General features: G+C 65.0%; 10 protein-coding genes. 2 read left to right on the top strand and 8 right to left on the bottom strand.

Annotation, left to right across the window (positions count from 1 at the left end):
- Nucleotide 1: 1 nt before the first annotated feature.
- From glgB to AC3WLX_RS15295, 3 genes are read right to left on the bottom strand one after another with little or no spacing between them, the layout of a single operon-like run.
- Nucleotides 2–2,140 (bottom strand): 1,4-alpha-glucan branching protein GlgB, encoded by a 2,139-nt coding sequence (glgB, locus tag AC3WLX_RS15305; RefSeq protein WP_492336569.1) that lies wholly within the window; start codon nucleotides 2,138–2,140, stop codon nucleotides 2–4.
- Entirely contained in the window at nucleotides 2,133–5,426 is a 3,294-nt protein-coding gene (treS, locus tag AC3WLX_RS15300) for a maltose alpha-D-glucosyltransferase (RefSeq protein WP_492336568.1), read from the bottom strand. Before treS ends, glgB begins: the two co-directional genes overlap by 8 nt.
- An 11-nt stretch (nucleotides 5,427–5,437) precedes the next feature.
- The gene (locus tag AC3WLX_RS15295) at nucleotides 5,438–7,384 is read right to left on the bottom strand and encodes a maltotransferase domain-containing protein (RefSeq protein ID WP_492336567.1); all 1,947 of its coding nucleotides are present in this window, start codon (nucleotides 7,382–7,384) and stop codon (nucleotides 5,438–5,440) included.
- 204 nt (nucleotides 7,385–7,588) lie between these two features.
- On the opposite strand from AC3WLX_RS15295, the gene malQ reads away from it, so the two are divergent.
- Nucleotides 7,589–9,550, top strand: a complete 1,962-nt coding sequence (gene malQ / locus AC3WLX_RS15290; RefSeq protein ID WP_492336566.1) for a 4-alpha-glucanotransferase — start codon at nucleotides 7,589–7,591, stop codon at nucleotides 9,548–9,550.
- A 29-nt stretch (nucleotides 9,551–9,579) separates the two neighbouring features.
- Nucleotides 9,580–11,382 carry a glycoside hydrolase family 15 protein gene (locus AC3WLX_RS15285; protein WP_492336565.1) on the top strand — a complete coding sequence of 601 codons (1,803 nt, stop codon included), beginning with the start codon at nucleotides 9,580–9,582 and terminating at the stop codon, nucleotides 11,380–11,382.
- Nucleotides 11,383–11,464: 82 nt separating this feature from the next.
- On the opposite strand, the gene AC3WLX_RS15280 is transcribed toward AC3WLX_RS15285, so the two are convergent.
- The 5 genes from AC3WLX_RS15280 to gnd are packed head-to-tail and all read right to left on the bottom strand — an operon-like array spanning nucleotide 11,465 to nucleotide 16,089.
- The gene (locus AC3WLX_RS15280; RefSeq protein WP_492336564.1) at nucleotides 11,465–12,277 is read right to left on the bottom strand and encodes an HAD family hydrolase; all 813 of its coding nucleotides are present in this window, start codon (nucleotides 12,275–12,277) and stop codon (nucleotides 11,465–11,467) included.
- The gene (locus AC3WLX_RS15275) at nucleotides 12,274–12,780 is read right to left on the bottom strand and encodes a gluconokinase (protein WP_492337298.1); all 507 of its coding nucleotides are present in this window, start codon (nucleotides 12,778–12,780) and stop codon (nucleotides 12,274–12,276) included. The genes AC3WLX_RS15280 and AC3WLX_RS15275 overlap by 4 nt, the downstream gene beginning before the upstream one ends.
- A gap of 22 nt (nucleotides 12,781–12,802) precedes the next feature.
- Nucleotides 12,803–13,552 (bottom strand): 6-phosphogluconolactonase, encoded by a 750-nt coding sequence (gene pgl, locus AC3WLX_RS15270; protein WP_492336563.1) that lies wholly within the window; start codon nucleotides 13,550–13,552, stop codon nucleotides 12,803–12,805.
- A complete protein-coding gene (gene zwf, locus AC3WLX_RS15265) occupies nucleotides 13,549–15,060 on the bottom strand; it encodes a glucose-6-phosphate dehydrogenase (RefSeq protein ID WP_492336562.1) in 1,512 nt (503 codons plus the stop codon). Before zwf ends, pgl begins: the two co-directional genes overlap by 4 nt.
- 30 nt (nucleotides 15,061–15,090) lie before the next feature.
- Entirely contained in the window at nucleotides 15,091–16,089 is a 999-nt protein-coding gene (gene gnd / locus AC3WLX_RS15260) for a phosphogluconate dehydrogenase (NAD(+)-dependent, decarboxylating) (RefSeq protein WP_492336561.1), read from the bottom strand.
- Between the last annotated feature and the right edge of the window lie 13 nt (nucleotides 16,090–16,102).

Genomic DNA, 16,102 nt, shown 5'->3' with positions numbered 1-16,102 from the left:
ATCAGCTTTCCGGAACAAGGAAGATCGCGGCAAGCGGCGGAATGGTGAGGCGGAGCTCGCCGTCTTCGGCATGGACTTCGCCGATGTTGCCGACATTGCTGCCGCCGTAATGGGCGGAGTCCGAATTGAGCACTTCCTTCCACTTGCCGCCGAAGGGCACGCGGACGCGATAGTTCTGGTAGACGTTCGGCGAGAAGTTGAGAATGACCAGGCAGCGCGCATGCTCGTCGAATCCCTTGCGTAGCCAGGCGAACACGTTGCGATTGGCGTCATCGGTGATCAGCCATTCGAAGCCGGCCTGGTCGCAATCCATCTGGTGCAGCGCAGGCACCGCGCGATAGAGCCGGTTAAGGTCGCGGATCAGCGACTGGACGCCGGAATGGTACTTGTACTCGAGCAGGTGCCAGTCGAGCGACTCGTCGTGATTCCATTCGCGGCTCTGCGCGATCTCTGCGCCCATGAACAGCAGCTTCTTGCCGGGATGGGCGAACATGAAGCTGTAATAGGCGCGCAAGTTCGCGAAGCGCTGCCACTCGTCGCCCGGCATACGGCCGAGGATCGAGCGCTTGCCGTGCACGACCTCGTCATGCGACAGCGGCAGGATGAAGTTCTCCGAGAACGCGTAATGCAGGCCGAACAGGATGTCGCCGTGATGGTGCTTGCGGTGGATCGGGTCCTTGCTGATGTAGTTCAGCGTGTCGTGCATCCAGCCCATGTTCCATTTGTAGCCGAAGCCGAGCCCGCCGAATTCGACCGGCCGCGAGACCTGCGGCCAGGCGGTGGACTCCTCGGCCGCGGTGGTCGCCTGCGGGAAGCGGGCGAAGACCTCGGTGTTGACGCGGCGCAGGAAGTCGATCGCCTCGATGTTCTCCCGTCCGCCATGCTGGTTCGGAATCCACGCGCCGGGCGGCCGGCTGTAGTCGAGATAGAGCATGGAGGCGACCGCATCGACGCGCAGGCCGTCGATCGCGTAGCGCTCCAGCCAGAACAGCGCGTTCGACACCAGGAAGTTCGTCACTTCGGTGCGGCCGTAATTGTAGATCAGCGTGCCCCAGTCCAGATGGCGGCCCTGGAGCGGATTGGCGTGCTCATAGAGCGAGGTGCCGTCGAAATGGCCGAGCCCGTGCGGATCGTCCGGGAAATGGCCCGGCACCCAGTCGAGCAGCACGCCGACGCCCTTGCGGTGGCAGGCATCGACCAGAGCAGCAAAATCATCGGGCGTGCCGAAGCGGCTGGTCGGCGCATAAAGGCCGGTGGGCTGATAGCCCCAGGAGCCGTCGAAGGGATGCTCGCTGACCGGGAGGAATTCGAGATGGGTGAAGCCCATGTCGCGGGCGTAGGCCGGCAGCTGCTCGGCCAGCTCGCGATAGGTCAGCCATTCATTGTTGTCCTTGCGCCGCCACGACCCGAGATGGACCTCGTAGATCGACATCGGGGCCGACAGTGAATTGATGCCGTCGGGGGCCGGGCGCGGCCGCGGCAGATGCGCTTCGTCGAACACGATGGAGGCCGTCTTCGGGCGCAGCTCGCTGGCAAAGGCCAGCGGGTCGGATTTCAGCGGCAGCAGATGGCCATGCGGTCCGATGATCTCGAACTTGTAGTGATCGCCGGACTTCGCATGCGGGATGAACAATTCCCAATGGCCGTTGCCGCGCACCCGCATGGGGTGACGCCGCCCGTCCCAGAAGTTGAAATCGCCGACCACGGAGACGCGCCTGGCATTGGGCGCCAGCACCACGAAGCCGACGCCGTCGACACCCTCGAGCCGCATCGGATGCGCGCCGAGCTTGTCGTAGATGCGCTGATGGGTGCCTTCACCGAGCAGGTAAAGGTCGAAATCCGTCAGGATCGGCGGAAAGCGGTAGGCATCCTCGAACTCGACGACGCTGTCGCCGAATTTTGCCCGCAACTGGTAGTGCTTCGAGCCGTTGGGCAGGGAGCCGATGAACAGGCCTGCGTCGTGGACGCGGTCGAGCGCGGCGACCTCGCCATGCTCGCCCACGGCCTCGACATTGACGGCTTCGGGCAGAAACGCACGGACGACGCTCTTGCCGCCCTCGGGATGTATCCCGAGATAGTGGAAGGGGTCGGAGTGGCGTCCCTCGATGATGGCATAGGCTTCGGCAGGCAATTTAGGCATGGGCTTCGCTCTCGGCACTGGACAGAATGCGAAGCAGTCCGGTTAGCGGCGCATGAAGCCCCTCAGGCCGGTGGGACAGCTCGTACTCTAGTTCGTCGAACACTTGATCAAGCAGGTAAAATCTCAACAGGCCGTCCGCACACGGCCGATCCTTCGGCCATAGCCTGCGATCGGTCATGGCTTCGCGGTAGGCGGACAGGAAGGTCGCGGTGGCGCGCTCTCGCCATTCGTCGAGCGCGGCCACGAGCCGGTCTTGCTCGTCGGAACCGCCGGTACGCGCACGGCCCAGCGCCGCATGGACCGAGAGGTCGATCGAGCGAATCAAGGCGGCGACGTCGCGGGCGGCCGGCGCCTTGCGGCGCTTGTTGGCCAGCGGTTCACGCGGATCGCCGTCGAAGTCGATGATGAAGATGTCGTCCTTCACGATCAGAGTTTGCCCGAGCCGGAAGTCGCCATGATGACGGATGTTCAACCCGTCGATGTCGGATGGCAAGAGCGCATTCACGCGGTCGAGCAGGTCCACGCGCGCGGCGATGAGCCGGTCGACCTGGGGCCGGTCCGTCTCCCGCAGCCCGTCGCGGCTGTCGGCAAGCAGCTCCAGAACCCGCCCGGCCCGCGCCTTGAGGTCGGATAGCGCGGCCTTGATCTGGGCGGGCTCGATCGGCGCGGGGGCGAGATCGTCGGGCTTTGCCGCGGCGAGAGCGACATGCAGCTCGGCGAGCCGCCGGCCGGTCTGCGCGATGAAATGCAGATAGGGCGCCTGCTCCTGGGTCTCTCGCGGCATCTCGTCCGCCGGCGCCACGCGTTGCTCGTCGATATAGCGGTCGAGATATCCGGTGGTGACGGTCCAGCCGTCGCCCTGGTTCTCGACACAGGCATGCAGCACGCCGAGCGCGCTGCGCTGGTTGCCCTCGACCAGCTCGACGCTGCCGAGTAGTGCCGGCGTATTGGGGAAGTTGGCGACCTCCGTCAGGTAGTAGCCGATCTCGATCTCGGGGCTGATGCCGCATTCGAGTCGGCGATAGATCTTGGCGACGTACTTGTTGTCGACCAGCGCGGTGCTGTTCGACTGTTCGATCGCGCGGATGCGTTCGGGCTCCTTGATGGTGTAGTCGGCAAAACGGCTGGTAGCCTTGAACTCCAGCCGCAGATTGTTCTCGTCCACGACCAGGTTTTGCGACAGACCTCGCAAGAACAGACCGATGAAGATCTGGTCGGTCGCGACGTCGAGCAGCGTGCCTTCGCGTGCGCCCTGGCGGACGGCGGCGAGCGCCTTCGGGTTGAAGCGCTCGCGGTCGAAGCGCACCCATTCGATCTGCATGGGCATCACGTACCGCGTCGTCACCTCGTCCCGCGTCGTCTCGAAGAACGCGATCCAGGGCCGGTTGTCGCCGATGTCGCTGAACGGTACCGCGGAGGTCAGCGTGGTCCGGATGTGCTTGGGATTGTTCTCGGGATACCAGCGCGTCCGCGCCAGGAATCCCGGCAGCACGTCGCGCTCGAACACGCCGCGCTCGCGGGCGAGCGAGACCCAGTTGGAGTTCACCGGCACGACCAGCGTCTCGAACTCCGGCACGGCGCGCGGCGTCACCGGCTCGGACTTGTCGCGCTCCTGCAGCTGGAACCAGTAGAAGCCGTAAGGTCCCAGCGTGATCATGTAGGGCAGCTCGCCTATCGCGGGGAAGCGCGTGCGGCCGAGCATCTCCTGGGGGATGCGGTCCTTCCACGGCGACAGGTCGAGCTCGGTGGCCTGTGCGGCGCGCGAGAGATTGGCGACGCAGAGGATCACCTCGTCGCGGTACTGCCGGACATAGGCAAGCACGGCGCGGTTGGCCGGGCGGATGAAGGTCATGGTGCCGCGGCCGAAGGCGAGCGTCGACTTCCGCACGGAGATCAGTCGCTTGGTGGCACTGAGCAGGGATGACAGGCTGCGCGATTGCGCCTCCACGTTCACGGATTGGTACCCGTAGACGGGATCCATGATCGGAGGGGCGTAGAGCCGGGCCGGGTCGCAGCGCGAGAAGCCGCCGTTACGGTCCGGGCTCCATTGCATCGGCGTGCGCACGCCGTTGCGGTCGCCGAGATAGATGTTGTCGCCCATCCCGATCTCGTCGCCGTAATAGATGATCGGCGTGCCCGGGAACGACAGCAGCAGAGAGTTCATCAGCTCGATCTTGCGGCGGTCGTTGTCCATCAGCGGCGCGAGGCGCCGGCGGATGCCGACATTGATGCGGGCGCGCGGATCGTTGGCGTAGGTGGTCCAGAGATAGTCGCGCTCGACGTCGGTGACCATCTCCAGAGTCAGCTCGTCGTGGTTGCGCAGGAACAGCGCCCATTGGCAGCTTGCCGGAATGTCGGGCGTCTGGCGCAGGATGTCGGTGATCGGGAAGCGGTCTTCCTGCGCGATCGCCATGTAGATGCGCGGCATCAGCGGGAAATGGTAGGCCATGTGGCATTCGTCGCCGCGGCCGAAATATTCCTGCACGTCCTCGGGCCATTGGTTGGCCTCGGCCAGCAGCAGCTTGCCCTTTGAATACGCGTCGAGTTCCTGGCGCAGCCGCTTGATGATCGCATGCGTCTCCGGCAGGTTCTCGTTCGAGGTGCCCTCGCGCTCGCACAGATAGGGAATGGCGTCCAGCCGGAAGCCGTCGACGCCGGCATCGAGCCAGCGCTTCATCACCTGGATGATGGCGCTGACCACGCGCGGATTGTCGAAATTGAGATCCGGCTGGTGCGAGAAGAAGCGGTGCCAGTAAAATGCGCCTGCCTCGGGATCCCAGGTCCAGTTCGACTTCTCGGTGTCGGTAAAGATGATGCGCGTGCCCTGGTACTTCTGGTCGGTGTCGCTCCAGACATACCAGTTGCGGGCGCTGGAGCCCGGATGGCTGCGCCGCGCGCGCTTGAACCATCTGTGCTGGTCCGAGGTGTGGTTGACGACGAGCTCGGTGATGACGCGCAAGCCGCGCTTCTGCGCTTCCTGGATGAAGCGCTTGAAATCCTTCATCGTCCCGAAATCGGGATTGACCGCGCCGTAGTCGGCGATGTCGTAACCGTCGTCGCGGCCCGGAGAGGGGTAGAACGGCAGCAGCCACAGCGCGGTGACGCCGAGCTCCTGGAGATAGGGCAGCTTCTCGGTCAACCCGGCGAAGTCGCCGATGCCATCGTTGTTGCTGTCGGCAAAGGCCTTGACGTGGAGCTGGTAGATGATGGCGTCCTTGTACCAGAGCTCATCCACGATCTCGGCAGCCTCGATCTTCTTGGTGTCGACGGAAGACAGAACATTCATGGCGTGAACCCTTACGCCAGGCAGCGGAACAGAAGTGCCGGATCGCGGTCGGGATCGATACGCAACTTGATCCCGCCCCATTCGATGCGGGACTGCTCGCCGGTGATGAGGTTTTCGAGTGTCGTCACATGGTGGCGCTGCCCACCCGCGTCGACGGTGACGTCGCCGAGCGGCAGCCAGCATTCGCGCGGATGGCGCGATAGCGCGATCACGATGACGACGGTGTTGGCCGGATCGGTCGCCTCCTTCACGAAAGCGATCGTCTCGCCGTCCTCGATGCCGAGGAAGCGCAGGTTTGTCGTCTGCTGCAGCGCCGGATTCTCGTTGCGGATGCGGTTGAGCGCGGCGATGTAGGATTTGATGTTGCCGGGCTTGTTCCAGTCGCGCTGCCTGATCTGGTACTTCTCGGAATCCAGATATTCCTCGCGGCCCGGAATCGCCTCGTGCTCCAGCAGCTCGAAGCCGCTATGGATGCCGTAATTGCCCGACAGCGTCGCCGCCAGCGCGATGCGCGACTTGAACGCCCAAGCCTCGCCGCTTTGGAGGTGATAGGGCAACAGGTCGGGCGTGTTCACGAACATGTGCGGACGGTAGAAATCGCGCTCCGGGTGACGTGTCAGCTCGCCGAGATATTGCTCCAGCTCCCACCGCGAGGTGCGCCAGGGGAAATAGGTAAAGGATTGCGCAAAGCCGAGCTTGGCGAGGCCTTTCATCAGCTTCGGCCGTGCATAGGTCTTGGAGAACAGGATCACCTCGGGATGACGGCGGCGGATGTTGCGGATCAGCCACTCCCAGAACGCAAGCGGCGCGGTGTCGTGATTGTCGATGGCGAAGATGGTCACGCCATGGTCGATCCAGAACAGCATGGTGTCGCGGAAGGCGTTCCACAGCCCGGCCCTGTCGACGGAGTTGAAATCGGGGATGACGATGTCGGAATAGGGGCCGTCCGCCGTCCGCACCGAGCGGTCTGGCCGCCATTTGAACCATTCCGGGTGCTGCGTCAGCCAGGGATGGTCGGGCGAGCATTGCACGGCGAAGTCGAGCGCCAGCTCGAGGCCGTATTCGAGGCAGGTGGCGACCAGTGCGCGGAAATCCTCGATGGTGCCGAGCTCGGGATGCAGCGCATCGTGGCCGCCCGCGGCCGAGCCGATCGCATAGGGCGAGCCGGGATCGCCGGCGCCCGCGACCGGGGCGTTGTTGCGGCCCTTGCGGCTCGTGTGGCCGATCGGGTGGATCGGCGTGAAGTAGAGCACGTCAAAGCCGATGGCAGCGATGTCGGGCACGCGCGCGATGCAGTCGCGCAGCGTGCCATGCCGGCCTGCCAAGGCACTCTGGCTGCGCGGCATCATCTGATACCAGGCGCTGAAGCGCGCCCTGTCGCGGTCGATCGTCAGCGGGAAAGGCTGCGAGCGCGTCAGGTCGGGCCGGGACTGGCTCCCGGCCATGGCTTCGCCGAGCTCGGTTGCGAGCAGCGCGGCGACGTCGCCGTTCCGCAAGTAATCCTCGCATTGCCTGATGATGATCGCGGCGGCGTCCTGCCCCGCGCCATGCGCCTTGGTCAAAAGGCCAGCGCCTTCGAGCGCATCGAGGCTGACATCGACGCCGGTGCGCCGCTTGCGCGCGACCGCGTGCGACCAGGTTGCGAACTCGTCGGTCCAGGCTTCGATCGCGTAGACATATTGGCCGGGCTCAGGGGGCGCGAATGCGCCGGACCAGCGGTCATTGCCGTGATGGGTCATCGGCTCGCTCCGCCATTCGCGCTCCTGCTCCTTCCGCCAGATCAGCGCGGCCGATATCACGGCCTCGCCGTCACGGTAGATGTCGGCCCAGACCTCGACCGGTTCGCCCACGATCCGCTTCACGGCGAAGCGGCCGCCGTCGATTGAGGGATAGACGTCCTCGATCAGGAAAGCGCCGCCGGCCGCAGCACTCTCGACAGTTTGAATTGTCTTGTTCACGGTGATGCCATTGACAAGAAAGCAGGAGCCCGTTTCCCTTGTCGGGGAACCCACGCTGGTACCATGATAGAAAGCCGCTTGTGTGTCATTGGTTCCCTGGGGAACGGCAAGCGCAGTCTGCGAGTTAAATCTGGCTAACCTCTTTCGCGACTTTGTTAAAATCAATAACCCTGGCCGGACAATGGCCTGCAAGCTGCGTGCCGAATGGATCTTTTAGCTCAAGCCCAGACCAAGGGCGTTCAATCGGAATTCGTCGACGCCCTCGGCAAGCTGCGGGTGACCGCGCCCGAGGCGCTCAAATCCATCCTCGACGCCCTGCCGGAGAAGCGGGTCTACCGCTTCGTCAGCGCGCCCGTCGTTGTGCGTGCGCTGGGACATCCGCGCACCGAATTGGCCGCCCTGGGCGTCCCACCGCTGCAGTGGAAGATCACCGACAATGGCACTGTGATCGCGCGAGGCGAGACGCGCGAACCCGTCATCGCCTGGCCCGACGGCCTGGCGCTGGGATACTACCGCCTGACGCTGACCGATGCCGGCGGGGTGAGCGAAGAGGTGCCGATGATCGTGGCGCCGGAACGCTGCTTCGGCGGCGATTTCGATCGCGGCTGGCTGCTCGCCGTGCAGCTCTACAGCGTCCGTTCGGACCGCAATTGGGGCATCGGCGATTTCACCGATCTCGCCGGCCTCGTCCGTCTCGCCAAGCAGCTCGGGGCCGACGGTGTCGGGCTCAATCCGCTGCACGTGCTGTTCGACGACCAGCCGGCCGACTGCAGCCCCTATTCGCCGAACAGCCGGCTCTTCCTCAATCCGCTCTATATCGACATCGAGGCCATCCCGGAATTCTCGGCGGAGCTTGTGCCCGACGCGGCCGCGATCGCGGCCCGCCTGCGTGAGGGTGATCGCGTCCCCTATACCGACATGGCGGCGCTGAAATGGCGCGGTCTGCGCGCCGCCTTCGACAGTTTCGTGACGAGCGCGAGCGAGGCGCGCCGCAAGGCGTTCGAGGACTTCCGTGCCGCCCGCGCGCCGCTGTTGTCGCGCTTTGCCTGTTTTGAGGTGCTGCGCCATCGCTTCGCCGGGCCGTGGTGGGAATGGCCGGCGGAATGGCAGCAGCCGGACGAGGCGAAGTGCGCCGGGCTGCGCAAGGGTCCTGATAGACGCGAGATCGAGTTCGTCGAGTTCGTGCAATGGACGGCGGACAGCCAGCTCCATGCCGCCAAGGCGCTCGCCAGCCAGCTCGGCATGCGCGTCGGGCTCTATCTCGACGTGGCCGTCGGCGTGCAATCCAACGGCTTCGATGCCTGGAACGAGCAGACCGCGATTTCCCGCCATCTCGCGGTCGGCGCGCCGCCCGACGTGCTCAACACCATCGGCCAGGACTGGGGTCTTGCCGGCTTCAACGCCGGTGGCTTAGAGGCGAAGTCCTTCGTGCCGTTCGCAGACATGCTGGCGGCCTCGATGCGTCATGCCGGCGCCATCAGGCTCGATCACGTTCTTGGCCTGAAACGGCTCTATCTCGTGCCGCGCGGCTTCAAGCCCGACAACGGCGCCTATGTGCAGATGCCGTTCGAGGCGCTGCTGGCGGCGGTGGCTTGCGAGAGCGCGGCCCACAAATGCATCGTGATCGGCGAAGATCTCGGCACCGTGCCGCAAGGTTTCCGCGAGACGATGCAGGATTTCGGCATCTGGTCCTATCTGGTCATGATGTTCGAGCGCGACGATGCCGGCCATTTCCGCAATGTCGACCACTACCGGCCCAACGCCCTGGTCACGCTGAACACGCACGACCTGTCGACCTATGCCGGCTGGCGCTCGTTCGGCGATCTCAGGATGAAGCGCTCGCTCGGGCTCGATCCCGGCGAGACCGACCAGGCGCGCTGGGATGCGCTCGGCAGGCTCGACGAGATCCTGCGGCAGAGCGGCATCAGGGCGAACGATCTCTATTCGGTGCTCGCCTTCCTGTCGCGGACGCCGTCGCGGCTGCTTGCGGTGTCGCTGGAGGATCTGCTCGGCGTGGTCGACCAGCCCAACATTCCCGGCACCATCGACGAGCATCCGAACTGGCGCCAGCGTCTTCCTGTCGCACTCGACAAGATCGCCTCGAAGGTCGACCTCACGGCCTTGCGAGCGGCGACGCGGGAACGGTCGTTGAACGGCGGGAGTTGATCGGCGGGGCTTGCAAGGTTCGAACGACATTGTCTCAGAAGATCGAGGACTATGCGCTGATCGGCGATTGCGAGACCGCGGCGCTGGTCGGGCGCGACGGCTCGATCGACTGGCTGTGCTGGCCCGCCTTCGATTCCGACGCCTGCTTTGCCGCCATCCTCGGCACGCACAGGAACGGCCGCTGGCTGATCGCGCCCAGCGAGGGTGCAGCCACCATCTCGCGGCGCTATCTCGGCAATACCCTCATCCTCGAAACGCGGTTCGAGACGAAAGACGGCACCGTCGCGCTGATCGACTTCATGCCGCTGCGCGGCAAGGCGTCCGACATCGTGCGGCTGGTCCGCGGCATCCGTGGCACCGTGAAGATGCGGATGGAGCTCGTCATCCGCTTCGGCTTCGGTGCCGACATTCCCTGGGTGCGGCAAATCGACCATTCCTTGTTGGCCGTAGCCGGCCAGGACATGACGGTGCTGCGCACGCCGGTCGAGACCCGCGGCGAGGATCTGACCACCGTCTCGGACTTCGAGGTCAAGGAAGGCGAGACCGTGCCTTTCGTACTGGCTTACGGTCCCTCGCATCTCGACCCGCCCGCGCCGATCGATCCCGAACTGGCGCTTCGGGAGACCGAAAGATTCTGGGAGGATTGGTCCGGCCATTGCACCCGCGACGGCGACTATCAGGAGCTCGTCCTGCGTTCGCTGATCACGCTGAAGGCCCTGACCTTCGCGCCGACAGGCGGCATCGTCGCGGCACCGACCACCTCCTTGCCCGAAAAGCTCGGGGGCGGCAGGAACTGGGACTACCGCTTCTGCTGGCTGCGCGATGCCACTTTCACGCTGCTGGCGCTGATGAACTCGGGCTACACCGAGGAAGCCCTGGCGTGGCACAATTGGCTGCTGCGCGCCGCCGCGGGTTCACCGGCGAACATGCAGATCATGTACGGCATCTGGGGCCAGCGGCGCCTGCTGGAATGGGAAGCGGGCTGGCTCGACGGTTATGAGGGCGCGAAGCCGGTGCGCGTCGGTAATGCCGCACATGCGCAGCTGCAGCTCGACGTCTATGGCGAATTGATCGACGCTTTCCACCAATCGCGCATGGCGAAGCTCGAGCTGGACGAAGAGACTTGGACGCTGGAACGTGCCGTGCTCAAGCATCTGGCCGAAGTTTGGGACCGGCCCGATCACGGCATTTGGGAGCGGCGCGGCCAGCCCAAGCACTACGTCTTCTCCAAGGTGATGACCTGGGTCGCCTTCGATCGCGGCATCAAGAGCGCCGAGACCTTCGGCTTCAAGGCGCCACTCGTGCACTGGCGTGTCTTGCGCGACGCGATTCATCGCGACGTCTGCAATAATGGCTTCGATGCGGAGGAAAATGCTTTCGTCGAGTCCTATGGTTCGAAGATGCTCGACGCCAGCGTGCTGCTGCTGCCGGCCGTCGGCTTCCTGCCGCCGGACGATCCGCGCATCCGCGGCACCATCGCTGCCGTCGAGACGCGGCTGATGCAGGACGGCTTCGTGCTGCGGCACGACCCGCGCGAGCTTCCCCCTGACCAGCCGCCGCTCGAAGGCGCATTCCTGGCCTGCACACTGTGGCTCGCGGATGCCTATGTGCTCTCGGGCGATCTCGACAAGGCGCAAGTTCTGCTCGACCGCGTGGTCGGCATCGCCAACGACGTCGGCCTGCTGGCCGAAGAATACGATTCCGTGGCCCGCCGACAGACCGGCAATTTCCCGCAGGCGCTGACCCACATCGCGCTGATCAACACGGCACAGAACCTGTCGGCGGCTAGGCAAAACAGCGAAAAGCCTGCGATGCAGCGGTCGAAGCAGTAGCAGAGCCGTCAGGCCTTTGCCTCCCACGAGGACGGTGCGCTCCCTCTCCCGCAAGCGGGAGAGGTGACACCACCGACCGCCGTCAGACCACCCCATTCCGCTTCAAGATCATCTCCATCGCCTCGGCAAAGCCGTCCTGCTCGTTGCTCGCGGTGACGTGCGTCGCCGCGTCCTTGACGTTGTCGGCGGCATTGCCCATCGCGATCGAGGTGCCGCTGACGCGGAACATCGCGAGGTCGTTCTGCATGTCGCCGATGGTGGCGACTGCGTCGGTCGAGATGCCCAGGCGCTTCGCCATGGCCTGCACGAACGTGCCCTTGTCGAAGCCGGGCGGGGTGATGTCGAGATAATAGGTTTGCGAACGCACCGCGGTCGCTTCGCTGCCGAGAGCTTCCTGCATCACCTTCTCGCACGCCGCGAGACGGGCGGCGTCGGCACTGGCGCCGACGATCTTGCAGGCGCCGGCGAGATACGGCGAGAAGTCGGTCACGACGGTAGGGTCGGAGCGGATCGTGTGCCGCTCGTGCGCCACGTATTGGCCGCTCGGATTGTCGATCAGCCATTTGTCGGTGGTGAACAGCCAGACGTCGGCGCCGAACTCGCGGAGGATCTGCAGCGACCGCTCGGCTGCGCTCGCCGGGATCAGGTGTTGCTCGACCGGCCTCATCTCGGGATCGACGATCGAGGAGCCGTTGAACGGGCCGACCGGCAGCCACAGCGCCAGCGGCTCGATCAGGAAGCGCATGCCGATCGCGGGTCGGCTGGAGGTGATGGTGAAGCCGATGCCGGCCTGGTGCAGCCGCTGCACCGCGCCCTTCGCGCGCTCCGTCAGCGTCTTGTCCTTGGTCAGCAGCGTGCCGTCGACGTCGGAGACCACGAGTGAGATGGGTGTCATGGCAGAACCTTGGGTGTTGCGCGGCTCGGTTTCAGCTGGCGCACGATGCCGTCCACGATCGCTTCGACGGTCTCGTCGATGGAGACGGTAACTACGTGTTCGCCCGCTTCCGGCGGCTCGAGCGTGTCGAACTGGCTCGCCAGCAGCCCGGGCGGCATGAAGTGCCCCTTGCGCTGCGCCAGCCGCTCGGCGATCAGCTCCCTGGTGCCCTTCAGGAACACGAAGCGGACGTCGTCGCGTCCGCGCAGCAGCACGTCGCGATAGGCATGCTTCAGCGCCGAGCAGGCGATGATGACGTGTTCCCCACGTTCGCAGACCCGCGCGATCTCGTCGGCGATGGCATTGAGCCAGGGCCAGCGGTCCTCGTCCGTGAGCGGATGGCCCGCCCGCATCTTCTCGACATTGCTGGGGGGATGAAAGCTGTCGCCGTCCTCGAAACGCCAGCCGAGCCGCTCGCCGAGTGCCTTGGCGACCGTGCTCTTGCCCGAGCCCGACACGCCCATCACGATTAAGGCACAAGGTGCGTCAGCGCGGCTCACGAATGTCCTCCGGAAGCGCGGCCTTGTCGACCAGCCAGACGGTCTCGCCGTTCGAGTGTGCGCGCACCGCCGGCAGGTTCTCGCCATTGCAGAGGCGCGTCAAGATCGGCCGCTTGTCGTGCCCGGCAATCTGGAACAGCATCTCGCGGCAGGAGGCCAAAGTGGGCAGGGTGAGCGAGACCCGCGGCACAAATGGGGAGACATTGGCCTTGGGCACGCCGACGACCCAGCGTCGGGTCTCCTCGAGTTCGGGATAACCGGGAAACAGCGAGGCGGTGTGGCCGTCCGGCCCCGCGCCCATCAGGACGAGATCGAACAGCGGGCGCGCCGGATCGAGCCGGTCTGCGCCATAGAAGACTTGCAGCTCGCGCGCATAGGCCTCGGCGCTGCGATCGGGATTTTCGCTCGCGGTGGGAATCGGATGGATGTGTTCGGCCGGCGCGTTGCGATCGAGAAAGGTCGCGCGCGCGACCGCCATGTTGTTGAGGGGATCGCTCGCGGGCACGAAGCGCTCATCGCCGATGAACCAGTGCACGCGGTCCCACGGAATTCTGCCCCGCCAGGCCTCGCTGCCGAGCAATTCATAGAGCTTCTTCGGGCTGGAGCCGCCGGTGAGGCAGATTGCGATCTGTCCGGGATTGGCCGCGATCCGCGCCATCACGCGTTCGGCCGCGGCGCGGGCGAGAGCTTCCGCATCGGCTTCGACGATCAGCTTCGGCTGGTCCGCCGTCATCACGAGTATTTCCGCCAGCTTCGGCCGTCGCGCCGGAGCAGCTCTTCGGCGCATTTCGGGCCGTCACTGCCGGCTTCATAAGTCTCGACGCCGTTGCTGCCCACGCTCTTCCAGGCGTCCAGGAACGGCTGCACCGCTTGCCAGCCGGCCTCGATGCCGTCGGCGCGCTGGAACAGGATATTGTCGCCGATCATGCAGTCGTAGATCAGCGTCTCGTAGCCGGTCGAGGGATCGACGCGGAAATAGTCACCGTAGCGGAATTTCATCTCGACGCCGTCGATGGTGATGCTCGGCCCCGGGATCTTGGCGTTGAACTGGAGCTCGATGGTCTCGGTCGGCGCGATGCCGATGGTCAGGAAGTTCTGTGACAGGCGGTCGATGTCCGTGCCTGAGAACATCGACAGCGGCGCCTGCTTGAACTTGATCGCCACTTCCGTCCGCTTGTGGCGGAGCGCCTTGCCGGTGCGGAGATAAAACGGCACTCCGGCCCAGCGCCAATTGTCGATCATCAGTTTGAGGGCGACGAAGGTCTCGGTGGTGCTGTCGGGCTTGACGTCCGCGGTCTTTCGGTAATCGTTGATCTCTTCGTCGCCGACACGGCCTGCAAGATATTGCGCTCGGACCGAATTTTTCAGCGCCTCTTCCCGGCTTGGCTGCTGGATCGAGTTGAGCACGTCGGCCTTCTCGGAGCGAACGGAATGCGCGTCGAAGCGTGCGGGCGGCTCCATCGCCACGAGTGACATCAGCTGGAACAAATGGTTCGGCACCATGTCGCGCAACGCGCCGGTGGCATCGTAGAAGCCGCCGCGATGGCCGACGCCGAGCTTCTCTTCCACCGTGATCTGGATGTGGTCGATATGGTTGCGATTCCAGATCGGCTCGAACATGCCGTTGGCAAAGCGCAGCACCAGGATGTTCTGTACCGTTTCCTTGCCGAGATAGTGGTCGATCCGGTAGATCTGGTGCTCGTCCATGATCTTCAGCAGTTCGGCATTCAGCGCGCGGGCCGAGGCGAGGTCGGTGCCGAACGGCTTTTCGATCACGAGCCGCCGCCAGGCACCGTTCTCCTTCATCATGCCGGTGCGGCCGAGCTCGCGTGCGGTCGGCGCGAAGGCGGCCGGCGGCGTTGCCAGATAGAACAGACGGTTGCCGCCGGTGCCTTGCGCGCATTCCAGCGAATCGAGATGCGTGCGCAGGCGGTCGAACGACGGCGGGTCCTTCGGATCGGCCTCGACGAAGGTGACGCATTCCAGCAGCTGCCTGGCGACGTCGTCGTCGACCGGCCGCGTCGCGAACTCGCGCAGGCCCTTCATCAGGCTCTGGCGCAACTCGTCATCCGACTGGCTCTTGCGGGCGACGCCGACGACGCAGAATTTTTCCGGCAACAGGTTCTCGGCCGCCAGATTGTAGAGCGACGGCATCACCAGCCGGTGGGTGAGGTCGCCGGTCACCCCGAAGATGACGAAGGCGCAATTGTCCGGCTTGCGCTTGGGTTGCGGGTCTTTTGTCACGAATTGTCGGCCTTAGCTTTATTGCACACGCTACTTCGGCTTCGCTGCGCCCGGCTGCTTCGGCTCCTTGTGGCCGCCGAACCCTGCACGCATCGCGGAGAGAATTTTTTCGGCGAAGGTGTGTTCCCGGCGGGAACGGAAACGTGTGTAGAGCGCCGCGGTCAGGACCTCGGCCGGAACGGCCTCGTCGATCGCCGCATTCACGGTCCAGCGGCCTTCGCCGGAATCCTCCACGAAGCCGGAATATTCCGCCAGCTGCGGACTGTCGGCGAGCGCGGTCGAGGTGAGATCGAGCAGCCAAGACGGGATCACCGAGCCGCGCCGCCACACCTCGGCGATGTCGGCGAGATCGAAATCGTAGCGGTGATCCGCCGGCAACGCCTCGATGTTGGCGTTCTTGAGAATGTCGAAGCCTTCGGCATAGGCCTGCATCAGGCCGTATTCGATGCCGTTGTGGATCATCTTGACGAAATGGCCGGCGCCGACCGGGCCGGCATGGATGTAGCCTTGCTCGATACGGGGATCACGGCCCTCGCGTCCTTCCGTGCGCGGAATGTCGCCGGCGCCGGGCGCGAGCGCGGCGAAGATCGGGTCGAGCCGGTCGACCACCTGTTTCTCGCCGCCGATCATCATGCAATAGCCACGGTCGAGGCCCCAGACGCCGCCCGAGGTGCCGACGTCGACATAGTGGATGCCGCGCGCTTTCAGCGCCTTGCCGCGGCGCACGTCGTCCTGCCAGAAGGTGTTGCCGCCGTCGATGATGACGTCGCCGTCCTGCATCACGGCAGCGATCGCCTCGATCGTGGTCTCGGTGATGTGGCCCGCCGGCAGCATCACCCAGGCCGTGCGCGGGCGCTCGAGCTTTGCAATGAACTCTTCCAGCGTCGCCGATCCGACCGCGCCGTCTGCGGCAAGACCTGCGACCGCCTTGGCATCCTTGTCGTAGACCACGGTCGAATGTCCGTGGCGCATCAGGCGGCGAACGATGTTGCCGCCCATTCGGCCGAGGCCGATCATGCCGAGTTGCATCTGCATTATTCCC

The sequence above is a fragment of the Bradyrhizobium sp. FW305-F6 genome (assembly GCF_058782905.1).
The sequence above is the reverse complement of the archived record's forward strand: the minus strand, read 5'-3'. Positions and strand labels throughout refer to the sequence as shown.